Below are 16,471 nucleotides of genomic sequence, written 5' to 3'. Positions count from 1 at the left end.
GAGCGCCCGCAGAGGAAGCTGGCCGCCGCCCGTCAGGCTACGGCCTCCGCCAGCCGCCCCTCCCGCAGCCGCAGCGTCCGGGCGTGGTGGGCGGCCAGGCCCGGGCGGTGGGCAATGGAGACCAGCGTCGTGCCGGGCAGCTTCGCGCGCAGCGTCTCGTAGAAGCGCGCCTCCGCCTCCGGGTCGAGGTTCGAGGTCGCCTCGTCCAGGAACAGCCAGTCCGGGCGGAGCAGCAGGGCACGGGCGAGCGCCAGGCGCTGCTGCTCCCCGCCCGAGAGGCGCTGCGCCCAGTTCGCCTCCTCCTCCAGGAGCGGCACGAGGTGCGGCAGCCCGGCCTCCGTCAGCGCCGCCGCGATCTCGGCCTCGGTGCAGGCGGCGGCGTCGCGCGGGTAGCAGACGGCGCGGCGCAGGCTGCCGAGCGGCAGGTAGGGCCGCTGCGGCAGGAACAGCGCCGAGGCCCCCGCCGGTACCCGCACGCGGCCGGAGCCGAAGGGCCAGATGCCGGCGATGGCACGGAACAGGGTGGACTTGCCGCTGCCCGAGGGACCGGCGATCAGCACCGCCTCGCCGGGGCGGAACCGGCCCTCCGCCGCCTCCACCAGCACCCGTCCGTCGGGCAGGGCGAGGGTGACGTCCTCCAGCGCCAGTTCCGGCGCCTCCGAACGCACGACCGCCACGCCCTCGCCCCGCGCGGCGGCGGCCTCGGCGCGCTCGACGGCCCGGGTGAAGCCGGTCAGCCGCTCCACCGTCGCGCGCCATTCCGCCAGCCGGGCGTAGTTGTCCACGAACCAGGAGAGCGCCCCCTGCACCTGGCCGAAGGCGGTGGCCGTCTGCGTCAGCCCGCCGAGCGGGATGATCCCGGCGAAGTAGGAGGGGGCGGCGACGACGAAGGGAAAGACCACCGCCACCTGGTTGTAGCTCGCCGTGAAGAAGGTCAGGCGCTTGGTGGCGACCATGATCGCCCACCAATTCTCCATCAGCCTGCGGAAGCGCCCGAGCAGGCCGCGCTTCTCGTCGGCCTCCCCGCCGTAGAGCGCGACGCCTTCGGCATTCTCGCGCAGCCGCACCAGGGCGAAGCGGAAATCCGCCTCCACCTTCTGCTGGTTGAAGTTGAGGCCGATCAGCCGCCAGCCGACCCGGTGCGCCAGCCAGGTGCCGAGCACCGCATAGCCCAGCGCCACCCAGACCATGTAGCCCGGGATGTCGAGGCCGAGCACGGTCAGGGGGCCGGAGAGGCTCCACAGCACCACGACGAAGCTCGCCAGCGTCACCACCGAGGTCAGCAGGCCGAGGCCGAGGCCCAGCGTGTCGTCCACGAACAGCCTGATGTCCTCGGCGATGCGCTGGTCCGGGTTGTCGGTGCCCGGATCGGTCAGCGCGATGCGGTAGTAGGCGCGCCCGTCCAGCCAGCGGTCGAGGTACTGGCGCGTCAGCCAGCGCCGCCAGCGGATCTGCAGCGCCTGGCGCAGGTAGAGCGCATAGACCGCGACCAGGATGTAGAGCGCGGCGATGAACATGAAGCCCGGCATGGGCCCGCTGTCGGTCGGCCGCCACCAGAACAGGAGGTCGCGGAAGGCGCCGGCGTCGCGGTCCTGCAGGGCGTTGAAGAACTCCCGGTTCCAGTAGCTGAGCAGCACGCTCATGCCGACAAGCCCGAGGTTCAGCGCCACCACCACGCCGAGCAGCAGCCAGGCCCGCCCGCGCTCCTCGCTCCGCCAGTAGGGGGCGGCGAGGCGCCAGGCATCGCGCAGGAAGGGGCTGAGGCGGCGCATCGCGGTCTCCGCTGGGGAAGGGAAGGGGGTCAGCCCCGGCGCAGGGCCTCGTCGAGCGCGGCGAGCCAGGCGATCACCCGCCGGCGGTTCACGCCGAAATCGGACCAGCCGAACAGGCTGCGCGAGTAGAGAAACAGCCCCGCCCCGGCCGGGCCGGAGACCAGCTCCGCCACCACCAGATCGGGGAAGTTCAGCAGGACGGAGCGCACCACCCATTGCGTTTGCCATCGCTCCGGCCAGGCGGCGAGAAGGTGGGTGCGGGGGAAGCGCTCCGGCAGGCGGCGCAGCACTGGCCAGGCGGTGGCGGCATCCACGGGCAGGGGCGGGGTTGCGAGATGCGCGCCGGGAAAGCCCGGCGGCGCGGCGAGGCAGGCATTGGGCGAGCGCGGCAGCGCGAGGGTGGCGAACTCTACCGGCGCGGCCGGCGGCAGCCCGGCGGCGCCGCGGGCGAACAGGGCGGAAAGGGGCGCTGCGGCCCTCATCGGCCCTCCTTCACGGCTGCGGCGCCTGGCGCAGCCGGATCACGCCGCGCACGCCCTCGGGCGGGACGGGTTTGCCCTTGCGCAGGATCTCGATCCTTCCCTCGCGGGCGAGGCGGAAGGCGGCCTCCCGCACCCGCCCCAGCAGCGGGCGCCAGGCGCCCTCCTCGCCGTCGGCGAGGGCGCGGGCGACCTCGCTCGGGCACAGGGAGCGTTCCCGGCCGCGCAGGGCGGCCTGGCGCAGGATCTCGGCAGCGATCGGGTCCTCGGCGGGGTCCGGCATAGCGGGCCAGGATAGGGGCGGCGACGCGCGGCGCCAGCGGCGATTCGCGGCCCCTCATGCCGGCAGCGGCTGCGGTCACCGAGGCCCGTAGCCGCTGCCCGCGCCCGCTTTCGCGCGCGGCCGCCGCTTCGGCCCCGCCGCGGCGGCGATGCGATCCCGGCAGCCCCGCGCGCGGATATCTCCGGCGCTGCTCCGGCCGTGTCAGCCGAGCGCGAACCGCAGCGCCAGCCCCGCCGCCGCCGCGATGCCGAGCGTGCGCACCACGCCGAGCCGCAGCCGGAACAGGCAGAGCGCGGCCAGGGCGGCGAGGGCGAGGGCCAGCGGGTCGAGCGTCCCCGGCACCGGCAGGTCCAGCCGCACCGGACCGAGCGGGACCGCCCGCACCTCGCCGAAGAGCACCCGCAGGCCGAACCACAGCGCCAGGTTGGCGATCACGCCCACCACCGCCGCCGTCACGCCGGCCAGGGCGCCCTTGAGCCGCTCCTGGTCGTGCAGCCGCTCCACATGGGGGGCGCCAAGGAAGATCCAGGCGAAGCAGGGGGCGAAGGTGACCCAGAGGGTCAACGCCGAGGCCAGCGTGCCGCCCGCAATGCCGCCCCAGCCATGGCCGGCCATGTAGCCGACGAATTGCAGCACCAGGATCAGCGGCCCCGGCGTGGTCTCGGCGAGGCCGAGGCCGGCCAGCATCTCCCCCGCCGTCAGCCAGCGGTAATGCTCCACCGCCTCCTGCGCCACATAGGCGAGCACCGCATAGGCGCCGCCGAAGGTGACCACCGCCAGCTTGGAGAAGAACCAGGCGATGTCGGCGAACAGCCCGCCTTCGGCATGCAGCAGCGCGGCGGGCCACAGCCAGAGCACGAGCGCGACCAGCCCCGCCCGCCGCGCCGCGGTCCCGAGCCGCGCGATGCGGTGCGGATCGCGCGCCACCAGCGCGTCGAGCAGCGCCGGCGGCCCTTCCCGCACCGCCCCGTGGCCGGGCGGGGCGAAGGCGCGCGGCAGGAGGAGCCCCGCCAGCGCCGCCCCCAGCACCACGAAGGGGAAGGGGATGCGGAAGGCGAACAGGGCGAGGAAGGCCGCCGCCGCCACCCCCCAGGCCAGTCCGCCCTTTAGGGCCCGCCGCGCGACGCGCAGCAGCGCCTCGACCACCAGCACCAGCACCGCGCATTTCAGCCCGAAGAACAGCGCCGCCACCAGCGGCACCTCGCCGAGCAGCGCATAGACGATGGAGAGCGCCAGCATCACCGCGGCGCCCGGCAGGATGAACAGCAGCCCCGCGGCCAGGCCGCCCTTCACCCCGTGCAGCAGCCAGCCGAGATAGGTGGCGAGCTGCTGCGCCTCGGGGCCCGGCAGCAGGTTGCAGAAATTCAGCGCGTGCAGGAAGCGCGCGTCGGAGATCCAGCGGCGCTCCTCCACCACCTCGCGGTGCATCAGCGCGATCTGCCCCGCCGGCCCGCCGAAGGAGAGGCAGCCGATGCGGAACCAGACCCGCACCGCCTCGGCGAAGCTGGGCAGGGCGCCCTCCGCCGCGCCGGGATCGGCCGGCGCCTGATCCGCGGCGGTGGCCTCGCCGGAGCGGTGGAACGGCAGGCGCCGGGTCATGCGCGGGACGCCTGCATCGCCGGCGGCCAGCGATGCGCCTCGTCCTGCAGGTCGCGGCACCAGAGATACAGCGCGTCGTAGAGCGGAAAGGCGTGCCGCAGCAGCGCGTGATCCTCGGCGATCAGGGCGGAGAAGCCGAGAGCGGCGGCGAACAGCCCGCCGGCAGCGGGGTGGAGGTCCGGCCGCTCCGTATCCGCCCCGCGGACGATGCGGGCGAGTAGCGCCAGCGCCTCGTCCTGCGGGCGGTGACGGGCGACGAAGGCGTCGAAGCTGCAGCCCTCGCCCTCATGGGTGTAGGGGGCATCGGGGATGTCGAAGGCGGTGGCGCCGGTGGCCTCCGCGACGCACGCCACCTCCGCCGGCGGGACGAAGAGGAGGCGCGCATCGGGGTCGAGGAAGCGGCGGATCAGCCAGGGGCAGGCGACGCGATCCACCTTCGGCCGTGCTCGCGTCACCCAGAGGGAGGGGCGGCCCGGCTTCCCGGCGAGCGGCAGGCCGAGCGCGGCCCAGCCCTCGATGCCACCCTCCAGGTAGCGCGTCGTCAGCCCGCGCGCGGCGAGCGCGGCGGCGACGCCTTGGCTCACCTCATGGCCGTGGACGCAGAAGGCGATGACCGGGCGGTGCGCCTCCAGCGCGCCGGCCCAGCCCGGAACCGCCTCCGGGTCGCGGCGGATCGCCCGCGGCAGGCTCTGCGTGGCGGCGGTGAAGGCGGCATCACGCCGCACGTCCAAAATCTGTGGACCGGGGAAGGCGAGGGTGGCGGCGAGCAATTCTTCGGCGGAGATCGGCACGGGGTCCATGGGCGCCTCCGTTCGGCCCGGCGGAAGGGCCGGGCTGATGGGGCGCAGGCTTGGACACGGAGGGCCGCGGCTGACGGCGCGCCTGCGTATGGCGCCGGTGCGCGGATGGTGCACTCCACGGCATCGGGGAGTCAAGGAAGGCGGGGACGGGGCCGCTCCGGCGCCATGGAAGGTGCCGGAGCGGATAAGCTGCTTGCCCTACCGGGCCATGCCCGGCTTCGCCCCAGCGGCGCTCGGGTCGTTGGCGGCGGGCGGGGTTTCCTGCACCGCGATCTGCTCGCGCTGCGCGCCGCTGCCCTCGGGCGGCGGCTTCAGCATCGGCTCGGTGCCGAGCGGCTGCGAGACCATCGGCTCGAACCTGCCCTTGCCGTCATAGCTGGCGCCCCGGGTCCAGCGCCCCTGCGGCACCTGCCGGTCGGTCTGGTGGCCGAAGAAGGCGTAGGAGAAGCGCTGCTGCTCCTGGGACTGATCGAAGCTGTTGGGGATGGGCAGCACCTTCCCCATGCCGCCGAGTTCCTCGATCACCGCCAGCCACTGCTGCTGGTGCATGGCGTCGCGGGCGATCAGGAAGGAGAGCATCTCCTTCATGCCCGGATCGTCGGTCATGCCGTGCAGGCGCACCGCCAGCGCGCGGCCCGTCGCCTCGGCGGTGACGTTGGCGTACATGTCGGCGGCGATGTTGCCGCTGGCATAGACGTGGCTGCCGTTGAAGGGCACGCCGTTGGCGTCCTCGACCGTCGCCGCCATGCCGGCGGAGAGGATGTGGCGCAGGTTCATGCCGTTCAGCACCGCGCCGGCCACCGGGTCCTTCGACACCTGCTCCTGGAAGGAGAGGGGCGCGCCCTCGAGGTTCAGCGCCACCGACGTGGAGAGCATCTCCACATGGCCGATCTCCTCGGTGCCGGTGTTCATCAGCATGTCGCGGTAGCGCTTCGGGCCGCGGCTGCCCCAGGCCTGGAACAGGTACTGCAGCATGACGCGGATCTCGCCCTCGACGCCGCCGATCGCCTGCTGCAGCGCGCGGGCGAAGACGGGGTTCGGGCGCTCGACCCGCACCGGGAACTGCAGCTTGTTGTCGGTGTAGAACATGGCCGCTCCTGCACGATGGACCGCAGGGCAAGCGAGGCAGCCGCGCCGGGGTTCGGCGCCGCAGCGGCAACGACGCCGCAGTATCGCGGAGGCGTGACGCGCGGCGCTATTCCGCCGCGCGCGGCAGCAGGCTCTCGCCCGGGCGCAGGCGTGTGAAGCGCACCTCCTCCCAGCCGAGGGCGATGCGCCCCTCGCGCAGCGTCACCAGGGTGTAGCGGAGGCCCTCCGCGTCCGGGTCGGTGTGCGGGAAGTCCTCGCGCCAGTGCGCGCCGCGGCTCTCCCGCCGGGCATCGGCGGCGGCGACGATGGCACGGCTGACCAGCACCAGGGACTTCAGGTTCAGCCAGTCGTGCCAGGTGAGATTGAAGGCGCGGTCGCCGTCCTCGACGCCGGCGGCGTCCAGCGCCGCGTCCAGATCGTCGAGGCCGCGCGCGGCGGCGGCGAGGCTCGCGGCGTCGCGCAGTATGCCCGCCTTCTCCCACATCAGCGCGTGCAGCGTGTCGCGGATCGGCGAGAGGGGCGTGGGCCGGCGGCCGAAGGGCGCCAGCACGGCGGCGATGGCGGCGTCGAGCTCGGCGCGGTCCGGCTCCTCGAAGGTGCCGTGGCGCGGCACCCAGGCGGCCATCGTGTCGCCGGCGATGCCGCCGAAGACGGTGGAGTTGGCGACGCCGTTGCCGCCGAGACGGTTGGCGCCGTGCACGCCGCCCGTGTCCTCGCCCGCGGCGAACAGGCCGGGAAGCGCGGTGGAGCCGTCCGGGGCGAAGACCAGGCCGCCCATCATGTAGTGCGCGGTCGGCACCACCGGCACGCGCCCGCCGGCGAGGTCGAAGCCGCAATCGGCGCAGCGCTCGACCATGCCCTTGAACATGCGGCGGACGTTCTCGGGGCCGAGATGCGCCATCTCGATCCACAGGCCGCCCGCCTCGTTCACGTTGCCGGCCAGCATCTCGCGGTACATGGCGCGGCTGACGATGTCGCGCGTCGCCCGCTCGCCGCGCGGGTCGTGCCTCAGCATGAAGCGCTCGCCGGCGCCGTTCAGCAGGTAGCCGCCGGCGCCGCGCAGCCCCTCCTCGATGATGGTGCCGGTCATCCGCGTGCCGGGGCCGGCCAGCACGCCGGTCGGGTGGAACTGCACCATCTCCATGTCGCGGAGCGCGAGGCCGGCGCGCAGCGCCATCGCCATGCCGTCGCAGGACTTGTCGCCGGAGGGGGTGTGATAGGTGTACATGGTCGGTCCGCCGCCGGTGCCGAGCAGCACCGCGCGCGCCTGCACGAAGACCAGCCCGCCCGAGCGGATGTCGATCAGCAGCACGCCCGAGAGGCGGGAGCCGTCGGCGCTGCGGATCAGCGCGACCGCGCGGTGCTCCTCCAGCCGTTCGATGCCGCGCGCCCAGGCCTGCTCGGCGAGGCGGTTGATGATCTCGATGCCCGTCAGGTCGCCCTTGTGGACGGTGCGGTCGAAGGTCTGGCCGGCGAAGGCCTTCTGGTGGATGGTGCCGTCCGGGTTGCGGTCGAAGAAGCAGCCCCAGCGGTTCTCGAGTTCGCGGATGCGGCGCTGCGCGACGGTGACCAGGGTCCAGGCCAGATCCTGGTCGTTCAGCCACTTCCCGCCCTCCAGCGTGTCCATGAAGTGGCGCTCGGCGGAATCGCCGGGGGCGAGGGCGACGTTGTAGCCGCCCTGCACCATGCGGGTGCAGCCGGACTTGCCGAGCAGCCCCTTCACCGCGATGGTCACCCGAAGATCGGGCGCCGCGTCCTTGGCGTGCAGCGCCGCGAGCAGCCCCGCGCCGCCAGAGCCGAGCACCAGGATGTCGGTGGAGAGGCGGCGCGGCGCCGCGACCGGAACGCCCGTCATGCCGCGCCCAGCCTTTCCAGCACCGCCTGTCGGCGCGCGGCGGCGGCGGCGTTCACCTGCGCGTAGAGGCTGCCGCCATGGCTGTCCATGGCCACCAGCAGCGGCCCGAAGCCGCGGATGCGGAAGCGGTAGAGGCTCTCCGGGTTGAGGTCGTCGAGGTCCACATCCTCCAGCGCCTCGATCCAGGTGGTCTCCAGCGCCGCCGCGCCGCCGACCACGGCGAGGTAGCAGCCGCCGAGCTCCTGGAAGGCGCGCAGCGACTCCTCGCGCAGCCCGCCCTTGCCGATGATGATGCGCACGCCCTCGCGCTCCATCAGCGGGCGGGTGAAGCGCTCCATCCGGTCGGAGGTGGTGGTGCCGACGCAGACCGGGACATAGCCGGTGGGGTGCTCCGGCGAGGGCTCCACCTTGCGCAGGTTGGGCGCGGTGTGGATCACGGCGTGGCCGCGCAGGTCGAAGCGGGTGCGGCGGCCGCGGTCGAACATGTGGATCTGCGTGGCGTCGCGGATGCCGAACAGCGTGCCTTCGAGCGTCACGCGGTCGCCCACGCGCAGCCCGCGGATGTCGGCCTCGGAGACGGGCGTGGTCAGGACATGGTCGGCCATGGCGTCAGAACCCGATCCGGATGCCGTCGGGGGTGAAGGTGGCGCTCGCCCGGCGCGCGCTGTGGCACTGGATGTTGACCGCCACCGGGTTCATGGTGATGTGCGTCGCCGCCGTCTCCACATGCACGGCGAAGGCCGTGCTGTCGCCGCCCAGCCCCTGCGGCCCGATGCCGAGGGCGTTCACCGCCTCGGACAGCTCCGCCTCCAGCCTGGCCCCCTCGGGGTCGGCGCAGCGCGTTCCCAGGGGACGGGTGGCGGCGATCTTGGCGAGATGCATGCAGAGGTCGGAGGTGCCCCCGACGCCGACGCCGACGATGGTCGGCGGGCAGACCTTGCCACCGGCCTGCAGCACCCGGTCCACCACGAAGCGCTTCACCGCGGCGACCCCGTCGGCCGGGATCAGCATCTGCAGGAAGGAGCCGTTCTCGCTGCCCGAGCCCTTGGGGATCATCTCCAGGCGCAGCTCGCGGTCGCGGTCGGTGAAGTCTATGTTGATCACCGGCACCCGCTCGCCGCAGGAGGTGTGCTCGTTGCGGCGGGTGATGGGATGCACGACGGAGGAGCGCAGCGGGTGCTCGCGCGTCGCCCGCGCCGTGCCGCGTATGATCGCCTGCTTCAGCGCCCAGCCGTCCACCAGCACGTTGCGCCCGATCAGCACGTTGAAGATCGGGATGCCGGTGTCCTGGCAGAGCAGGTTCTCGGTCCGCTCGGCGACGCCGATGTTCTCGATCATCGTGGCCAGGATCGTCTTCGCCGTCGCGTCCGTCTCGCCGGCGTCCAGCCGCGCGAAGCCCTCCTTGACGTCGTCGGGAAGGATCTTCAGGGCGCGGATGTAGAGGAGCTTCGCCGCCTCCTCGATTGCCTCCGGCTCCGGCGCCAGCGGGACGTTGGGGCGGGAGAGGGTGGCCGTGTCGGTCATGGGGCGTTTCCTCAGGCCGTGATCAGGTAGATGGGGCTGGACCACAGGACGTTGCCGTCCTCCAGCGTCGCGCGGATGAACAGCGCATTGTCCTCGTCCCGCCGCAGCGGCACGCGCAGGCCGTGCCGCACGGCGCGGTGCGGGTTCGCATCCGGCAGGCGGAAGGCGCGGATGCGCCGGCCGAGGCCGCCCGCCTCCCACACCCGGTCCTCCAGGCCGAGCTCGGCGATCGGCACGCTGCCCTCGACCAGGTTGGTGCGCAGGCTGAGCGTGCCGGCGCGCGGATCCTCCAGCATCGCCTCCACGCCCATGAAGCCGCCGGTGGTCACGCCGTCGAAGACGAGGCCCTGCGGCGAGGGCTCGAAGCGGCGATCGAGGTTGAAGCGGTTGATCGGCCGCGCATCCCGCCAGGCATTGCCGGAGAGCGCGATCTCGCCCCGCCACAGCGTCTCCCGCCCCCGGCCGCGGTATTCCGAGCCCTCCCACAGCACGCGGATGCGCCGGCCGGGACCGGCCGCGGCGTAGGGGCGGAACACCTCCAGCAGCCGCGTGCGGTTGCGGATCTCGACCCTCTCCACCGGGCTGCCGGCCAGGATCTCGAAGCCGAACTCCACCGCCTCGTCGCGCACGCCGGTGAGGATGTTGCCGAGCGTCGCGCGCTCCGTCCGCCCCACCGGCGCGCCGCCGAGGGCGGGGTCGTCGCGGTGCAGCGCCGCGGGGGCGGAGAGCGTCACCCAGGCGTCGCAGTGCACCCGCGCCGCGCCGGTCGTCGCGTACTGGCGCCGCCACAGCATGGCGTCCCACAGCGCCTCGCGCGACAGCTCCTCGGCCAGGTAGCAGGTAAGGCCGCCATAGGCGCCGAACAGCGAGGCGCCGGGGTGCGAGGCGCCGTGCCGCCCCTTGTGGCCATCGGAATTGGCGGCGATGCCGACGCGGCCGCCGACGGCGAAGGCATCCTCCAGCAGCCAGTCGAAGGTGCCCCAGTCGGAATGCACCTCCACGCTGCGCTCCAGCGCCTTGTCGTGGGCGTAGCGCAGATCGGCGTACCGCCCGCCGACATGCGGCAGGCAGAGCGCGTCGCCCTCCCGCCGCAGCGTCGCGTGCAGCGCCTTCACGTCCAGCGCGTCGGTCTCGGCGTCGGAGAGGTCCTCGACCAGGGCGTGGCAGGAGCGGTGCAGCGTGCCGCCCTCCCGCCGCAGCACCACGTTGCGGTCGCCGCCGAGCGCGGTGTTGCCCGACCACTCCCAGCCGGGGAAGAAGACGAAGCGGCCGGGCGCGGTGAACTCCGCCGCCAGGGCGTTCAGGTCGCGCCAGAACGCCGCCGTGATCTGGAAGTCGTTGCCCTGGTGGCACATGGCGTCCAGGAAGGCGAGGTCGCGCGCGTATTCGGCCAGGCGCCGGGCGCTGTTGGTGCCGATCGTCTCCTCGCTCTGGCCGTGCATGTCGGCCCAGAAGGGCAGGTGCGAGGCGTGCTCCACCAGCCGCAGCGGGTTGCTGCGCGCAAGCTCCCGCCCGGCTTCGTCCAGCAGCGCGATGGAGAGGTCGCCGGGCCCGGCGGCCAGCCCCTCGATGCGGTGGCTGCGCGCGCCCTCGGGCCAAGCGAAGCTCTCCGGCAGGCCCCGCACCGGGGCGCTGGCGGCGAGGCGGAAGCGGCCGCGCGCCAGGTGGGAGGGGTTGCCCCAGCGGTCGTCGGCGCGCAGCGACAGGGCGAAGCCCTCGCCGGCGCGGCGCACCGTCGGCAGCACGGCGCGCCACTGCGCCGGCGCGCCGGGCAGGATGCGTATCCAGGGCTGTTCGGGCAGCAGCGCCCAGTTGCAGGTGGCGAAGACGTCGGCGAGGACGCGGAACTCGAACCGGTCCTCGCAGAAGGTCTGCAGCCGCATGCCCGGCGAGCCGCCGCGCCGGTCGCCGAGCCTGACCGTGATCGTGTCGCCCGGCGCCAGGTAGCCGCGCCCCACCGCCACGGTCAGGCACTTGCCCCAGGGGCGCAGGTTCAGCCGCGGGTGGTAGGACAGCTGAAGCTGCGCGCCGTTCGACGCCGCCGCCGTGACGTAGTTGGGCGCCGCCGGGTCGGCGAATTGCGGTGCGCCCATGTCGGAAGCGAAGCGGTGGACGATGCGGATCGAGCCGGTGTCGTCCATGCCGAAGCGGCCGGCGGTGAAGACCAGGGTGAAGTCCTGCCAGCTTCCGGCCTCGAACCCCTGCCCCTGGCCTTCCAGCAGGCGCGCCGTGCCCACCTCCGCGGCCATGTAGTCGGTGTGGCGGGCGACATGCGGCATGACGGCGGCCCTAGAGCAGGTTGAGCAGGAAGAGCAGGCCGCAGGCCAAGGCGAAGCCCGCGGTCACCGCCACCATGTCCTTCTGCCGGCGCCGCCAGCCGAGGAATTCCAGCGCCAGCACGCGCAGCCCGCCGGCGAGATGCGCCGCCAGCAGCACCACCAGCAGCCACTCCCCGGCCTTCACCAGCGGGGTATCCGCCCAGCGCAGGAAGCCCTCCAGCGCCGCCTCGCCCTCGATGGCGCGCGAGAGCGCCCAGAAATGCAGGGGCAGGAACAGCGCCAGCAGCAGGCCGGAGACCCGGTGCACCAGGAAGGCGAGGTAGGTCGGATGCGGACGCGCCCGCAGCCCCCCCGGGCGCCGCGGCGCCGCCGGGCCGACGGGGGAGGGGGCCTGCGCCCTCATGCCGCGTAGAGCCCCCAGGCGGCGCGGATGCCGAAGGCCGCTGTCAGCAGCCCGATGCCGAGCCAGGCGAGGTCGAAGCCCCGGCCGCGCCAACCCAGCATCTCGGCGGCGATGTTGCGCAGCCCGATGGCGCCGTGCAGCCCGGCGGCGAGGGCGAAGACCGCGTAGAACGCCAGCCAGCCCTCGTGCCCGCGCAGCCGTCCCAGGATGTCGGCGGCGGTGAGGCCGCCGCGCACGGCGAGGATGATGGTGACGAGATGCACCGTCACCGCCACCGCCAGCAGCATGGCGGTGACGCGCTGCGCGACCCAGAGATGCACCTGCCCGCGCACGCTCGTCATCGCCCTCATGCGCGCCGCCCGAGCAGCGTGTCCCAGAACAGCCGCCGCTTCAGCCCCGCGATCGCCGCCGAGGGGTCGAGCTGCTTCGGGCAGTGCTCCGTGCAGGACTGGGTGGAGTGGCAGGAATGGCAGCCGGCGTCGCCGGCCACCGCCGCCAGCCGCTCCGCCTGCGCCCCGTCGCGCACGTCGTTCACCAGGGTCCAGGCGCGGTTCAGCGCGGCGGGGCCGAGATAGTCCGGGTTCCAGGACACCACGTCGCAGCTCGCGTAGCAGACGCCACAGCCGATGCACTCGATGCCGGCATCGGCCTCCCGCCGCTGCCGCGAGGCGGGCGGCACCACGTGAAACTCCTCCGGCACCGCGCCGTCCGGCGCGTCCTTCGGCTGGAAGCGGCCGCGCGCCTTCGCCCACTTGTCGAAGAAGGGCGTCATGTCGGCGGCGAGGTCGCGGATCACCGGCAGGTTGGCGAGCGGGCGCAGCTCCAGCCGCCCCTCCGGCCCGGCGACGCGGCTGACATGGGTGCGGCAGGTCCAGCGCGCGCGGCCGTTCACCGTCATGGCGCAGGAGCCGCACATGCCGACGCGGCAGGCGAAGCGGTAGGCGAGGGTGGGGTCGAGCTCGCGCTGGATCCAGGTGACCACGTCCAGCACCGTCTGGTTGGCCTGGGCCGGCACGCGGTACTCGCGGAAGCCGCCTTCCTCCCGGCCACGCCAGACGCGGACCGCGAGCGTGCGCGGCCCCTCCCGTTCCTCCCTGCTGGTCTGCGGCATCCCGTTCCCTCCGTCCCGGCAAACTAACCGGTCTTGCCGCGGGCACAAGGCCGGCCCAAGGTCCGCCGGACCCGAGGCGGGAGGAGCGCGGCATGAAGGGAAGGATCCGCGGCGCGGAGGTGCTGGTGGAGGGGCTGCGGCGCGCCGGCGTCGGAACGGTGTTCACCCTCTCCGGCAACCACATCATGCCGGTCTTCGATGCCCTGTTCGGCCGTGGCACGTCGCTGATCCACACGCGTCACGAGGCGGCGGCGGTGCACATGGCCGATGCCTGGGGGCGGCTGACGGGCGAGGCGGGGATCGCCCTGGTCACCGGCGGCCAGGGTCATGCCAACGCGGTGGCGGGCCTGGCCACGGCCCTGGCGGGGGAGGTGCCGCTGGTGCTGCTCTCCGGCCACGCTCCGCTCGCCGAGCTCGGCCTCGGCGCCTTCCAGGAACTGGACAACGCCGCCCTCGCCGCGCCGGTGGCCAAGGGGTCCTGGGTGGCGCGCTCGGCGGCGGGGCTCGCCGGCGAGCTGGCGCGGGCGGTGCGGCTCGCGCGCGGCGGCCGGCCGGGGCCGGTGCATCTCGGCCTGCCGACCGACGTGCTGGAGGCGGAGGTGGACGCCTCCCAAGTCGCATGGCCGCAGGCGGCCGATTTCGCGCCCGAGCCGCTGCCGCTGCCGCCGCGCATGGCGGCGGCGGTGGTGTCCGAGATCGCGGCGGCCAGGCGCCCGCTGGTGCTGGCGCCGCCGGCGCTGTGCACGCCGAGCGGCCGCGCGCGGCTGGCGGCGCTGCGCAACGCCCTCGGCATTCCCGTCGTCCCCATGGAGAGCCCGCGCGGCGTCAACGATCCCTCGCTCGGCGCCTTCCCGGAGGTACTGGCGGAGGCGGACCTGATCCTGCTGCTCGGCAAGGCGCTGGACTTCACCCTGCGCTTCGGCCGCCCGCCTGCAGTGGCCAAGGATTGCCGCTGGATCGTGCTCGACCCCGAGCCGGCGCTGCTGGCGCGCGCGGCGCGGCTGCTGCCGGGGCGTCTGGCGCTGGCCGCGCTCTCCGGCGCGGCGGAGGCGGCGGCGGCGCTGGCCGAGGCGGCGCAGGGCTCCGCCGGCCCCCATACCGGCTGGACGGTGCAGGCCGAGGCGGCCATCGCTCACCGTCCGGCGGCGTGGGAGGCGCTGCGCGCGGCCGCCGAACCGATCCATCCGGTGGCGCTCTGCGCGGCGTTGCAGCCCCACCTGGCCCGCAGCCCGGAGGCGGTGCTGGTCTGCGATGGCGGCGAGATCGGGCAGTGGGCGCAGTCGCTGCTCTCGGCGCCGACGCGCATCATCAACGGCGTGGCGGGCGCGATCGGCGCCGGCCTGCCCTTCGCCCTCGCCGCCCGCGCCGCCCGGCCGGGCGCGCCGGTGCTGGCGGTGATGGGCGACGGCAGCTTCGGCTTCCACATGGCGGAGTTCGACACCGCCTGCCGCCACGGCCTGCCCTTCGTCGCGGTGGTCGGCAATGATTCGAGATGGAATGCGGAGTACCAGATCCAGCTCCGCGACTATGGCGCCGAGCGGGCGCATGGCTGCGCGCTGGCGCCGGGCACGCGCTACGACCTGGCGGCGGCGGCCCTCGGCGGGCATGGCGAGTTCGTGGAGCGCGCGGCGGATCTGCCCGCGGCGCTGGAACGCGCCTTCGCCAGCGACAGGCCGGCCTGCGTCAACGTGCTGATCGCCGGCGAGCCGGCGCCGGTGGTGCGGCGGGCCTAGAGTGCGGCGGGCCTAGACATGCCGGGGAACCGGGGCATTCGCCGCGATCCGAAACGGACGGGGATGCTCCGGGCGGACGGAAAGCTACGCGGCCGCCGGCTTCGGAAGATGGAACACGCCGCTCGCGCGCAGCACCGGCCGGCCTTCGGCGGCGAAGGTGCCCTGGACGAACATCAGCGTACGCGTCCGCCGCAGCAATTCCGGCCGGCATTCGACCCAGGCGCCGAGAGGGGCAGGGCCGAGGAAATCCGTCTGCAGGCTGACGGTCACGAAGAAGCCGGGCACCCCCGCCTGCTCCAAGCCGCCGATGCCGAGGACGATGTCGGCGAGCGTGGCCAGCATCCCGCCATGCGCCATGTCCTTGGCGTTGCAGTGGCGCCGCTCGATGCGGAGGCCGAAGACGCTCGGCCCCTCGCCGCGGCGGATGTAGAGCGGCCCGAAGGGCTCCAGGAAGCCGCCGCCCACGGGCCGCGGCACGAAGCCCGCGGGAATCCGCTCCGCCACCTCGTCCTTCGCCTCCATCTGTCTGACCGTTCCTCGCAGCGTTCCGGGTGCGCAGCCTCATAGCCCGCCCCAAGGCGGCGCGGAACCGGCGCCTCCGGCCCGGCGGATCGGGCGCCGGCAGCGCTTGCCGCCCGGGCCTCGCGCCATGCAGGCTGCCGGCCGTCCCGCAGGAGACAGCCCCATGCCCCGCCGCTTCATCGACATCTCCGTTCCCCTCAAGGCCGGGATCAGGAGCGATCCGCCGCACAGCCTGCCGCAGATCGAGTATCTCGACCATCACCAGACCGCGCCGCAGATGGCGGAGTACATGGGCGTGCGCGTCGAGGACCTGCCGGAGGGCGAATACGCCGCGGTGGAGCGGGTGCGCATCTCCACCCACAACGGCACCCATCTGGATGCGCCCTACCACTACTTCTCGCGCATGAACGAACGGCTGAAGCCGGGCGGCGAGCCTTCCTGGCGCATAGACGAGGTGCCGCTCGAATGGTGCCACCAGCCCGGCGTGAAGCTCGACTTCCGCCATTTCGAGGACGGCTACGTGGTGCAGCCCGCCGATGTCGAGGCGGAGCTCCGGCGCATCGGCCACGAGCTCAGGCCGCTCGAGATCGTGCTGGTGAACACGCGCGCCGGCAGCCGCTACGGCGAGGACGACTATGTGGACAGCGGCTGCGGCATGGGCAAGGCGGCGACGCTGTGGCTGCTGGAGCGCGGCGTGCGCGTGGTCGGCACCGACGGCTGGTCCTGGGACGCGCCCTTCAGCTTCACGAGGCGCCGCATCGCCGAGGGCGGCTCGCCGGAGCTGATCTGGGAGGGCCATCGCGCGGGGCGGGAGATCGGCTACTGCCACCTCGAGAAGCTGCACAACCTGGAGGCGCTGCCCCCGCGCGGCTTCCAGGTGGTGTGCTTCCCGGTGAAGGTGCACCGCGGCTCCGCCGGCTGGACCCGCGCGGTGGCGATCCTCGACGAGTAGCGGACGACCCGGTTGCGGCCGCGGGCGCTCCGCGCCAGCATCGTCCGCCAAGAAGGGAACGAGACCCGGC

General features: G+C 73.8%; 16 protein-coding genes. 2 read left to right on the top strand and 14 right to left on the bottom strand.

Translation table 11 applies throughout. The annotated features are described in order from the left end of the window. Positions 1-32: 32 nt before the first annotated feature. The 13 genes from ET526_RS07370 to ET526_RS07310 all read right to left on the bottom strand — a co-directional run bounded on the left by ET526_RS07370 (position 33) and on the right by ET526_RS07310 (position 13,194). A complete protein-coding gene (locus ET526_RS07370; protein ID WP_135467045.1) occupies positions 33-1,772 on the bottom strand; it encodes an ABC transporter ATP-binding protein/permease in 1,740 nt (579 codons plus the stop codon). Positions 1,773-1,801: 29 nt separating this feature from the next. After that, positions 1,802-2,254, bottom strand: coding sequence for a DUF1499 domain-containing protein (locus ET526_RS07365; protein WP_135467044.1), 453 nt, complete (start codon positions 2,252-2,254; stop codon positions 1,802-1,804). Between the two features lie 10 nt (positions 2,255-2,264). Next, on the bottom strand, positions 2,265-2,534 hold the full coding sequence (locus tag ET526_RS07360; protein WP_135467043.1) for a DUF3253 domain-containing protein: 270 nt from the start codon (positions 2,532-2,534) through the stop codon (positions 2,265-2,267). Between the two features lie 201 nt (positions 2,535-2,735). Then, positions 2,736-4,133 (bottom strand): chromate efflux transporter, encoded by a 1,398-nt coding sequence (gene chrA / locus ET526_RS07355; protein WP_135467042.1) that lies wholly within the window; start codon positions 4,131-4,133, stop codon positions 2,736-2,738. Then, the gene (locus ET526_RS07350) at positions 4,130-4,933 is read right to left on the bottom strand and encodes a chromate resistance protein ChrB domain-containing protein (protein WP_135467041.1); all 804 of its coding nucleotides are present in this window, start codon (positions 4,931-4,933) and stop codon (positions 4,130-4,132) included. The genes chrA and ET526_RS07350 overlap by 4 nt, the downstream gene beginning before the upstream one ends. 198 nt (positions 4,934-5,131) lie before the next feature. Then, complete coding sequence (locus tag ET526_RS07345) at positions 5,132-6,022, bottom strand: manganese catalase family protein (protein WP_135467040.1); 891 nt, start codon at positions 6,020-6,022, stop codon at positions 5,132-5,134. Positions 6,023-6,128: 106 nt separating this feature from the next. Next, positions 6,129-7,877 (bottom strand): L-aspartate oxidase, encoded by a 1,749-nt coding sequence (locus ET526_RS07340; RefSeq protein ID WP_135467039.1) that lies wholly within the window; start codon positions 7,875-7,877, stop codon positions 6,129-6,131. Beyond that, entirely contained in the window at positions 7,874-8,482 is a 609-nt protein-coding gene (locus ET526_RS07335; RefSeq protein WP_135467038.1) for a fumarate hydratase C-terminal domain-containing protein, read from the bottom strand. The genes ET526_RS07340 and ET526_RS07335 overlap by 4 nt, the downstream gene beginning before the upstream one ends. Positions 8,483-8,486: 4 nt before the next feature. Next, on the bottom strand, positions 8,487-9,401 hold the full coding sequence (locus tag ET526_RS07330; RefSeq protein WP_192898669.1) for a fumarate hydratase: 915 nt from the start codon (positions 9,399-9,401) through the stop codon (positions 8,487-8,489). Between the two features lie 11 nt (positions 9,402-9,412). Beyond that, positions 9,413-11,680 carry a DUF3604 domain-containing protein gene (locus ET526_RS07325; protein WP_135467037.1) on the bottom strand — a complete coding sequence of 756 codons (2,268 nt, stop codon included), beginning with the start codon at positions 11,678-11,680 and terminating at the stop codon, positions 9,413-9,415. Between the two features lie 10 nt (positions 11,681-11,690). Further along, positions 11,691-12,083 carry a succinate dehydrogenase, cytochrome b556 subunit gene (sdhC, locus tag ET526_RS07320; protein WP_135467036.1) on the bottom strand — a complete coding sequence of 131 codons (393 nt, stop codon included), beginning with the start codon at positions 12,081-12,083 and terminating at the stop codon, positions 11,691-11,693. Next, positions 12,080-12,433, bottom strand: coding sequence for a succinate dehydrogenase (locus ET526_RS07315; RefSeq protein WP_240048299.1), 354 nt, complete (start codon positions 12,431-12,433; stop codon positions 12,080-12,082). The genes sdhC and ET526_RS07315 overlap by 4 nt, the downstream gene beginning before the upstream one ends. Then, positions 12,430-13,194, bottom strand: a complete 765-nt coding sequence (locus tag ET526_RS07310; protein ID WP_135467035.1) for a succinate dehydrogenase/fumarate reductase iron-sulfur subunit — start codon at positions 13,192-13,194, stop codon at positions 12,430-12,432. Before ET526_RS07310 ends, ET526_RS07315 begins: the two co-directional genes overlap by 4 nt. A 92-nt stretch (positions 13,195-13,286) precedes the next feature. Here ET526_RS07310 and ET526_RS07305 point away from each other — a divergent pair, with 92 nt between their 5' ends. Next, the gene (locus ET526_RS07305; RefSeq protein ID WP_135467034.1) at positions 13,287-14,927 is read left to right on the top strand and encodes a thiamine pyrophosphate-binding protein; all 1,641 of its coding nucleotides are present in this window, start codon (positions 13,287-13,289) and stop codon (positions 14,925-14,927) included. 84 nt (positions 14,928-15,011) lie between these two features. Here ET526_RS07305 and ET526_RS07300 read toward each other — a convergent pair whose 3' ends face one another. Continuing rightward, entirely contained in the window at positions 15,012-15,449 is a 438-nt protein-coding gene (locus ET526_RS07300; protein WP_135467033.1) for a PaaI family thioesterase, read from the bottom strand. Between the two features lie 163 nt (positions 15,450-15,612). Between ET526_RS07300 and ET526_RS07295 the strand changes: the two genes are divergently transcribed. Next, positions 15,613-16,401, top strand: a complete 789-nt coding sequence (locus tag ET526_RS07295) for a cyclase family protein (RefSeq protein WP_192898668.1) — start codon at positions 15,613-15,615, stop codon at positions 16,399-16,401. Positions 16,402-16,471: the final 70 nt, after the last annotated feature.

The organism is Crenalkalicoccus roseus (genome assembly GCF_004761865.1).
Lineage (GTDB): Bacteria > Pseudomonadota > Alphaproteobacteria > Acetobacterales > Acetobacteraceae > Crenalkalicoccus > Crenalkalicoccus roseus.
Note: the sequence above shows the minus strand (reverse complement) of the source record. Positions and strands in the feature narration are given on the sequence as shown.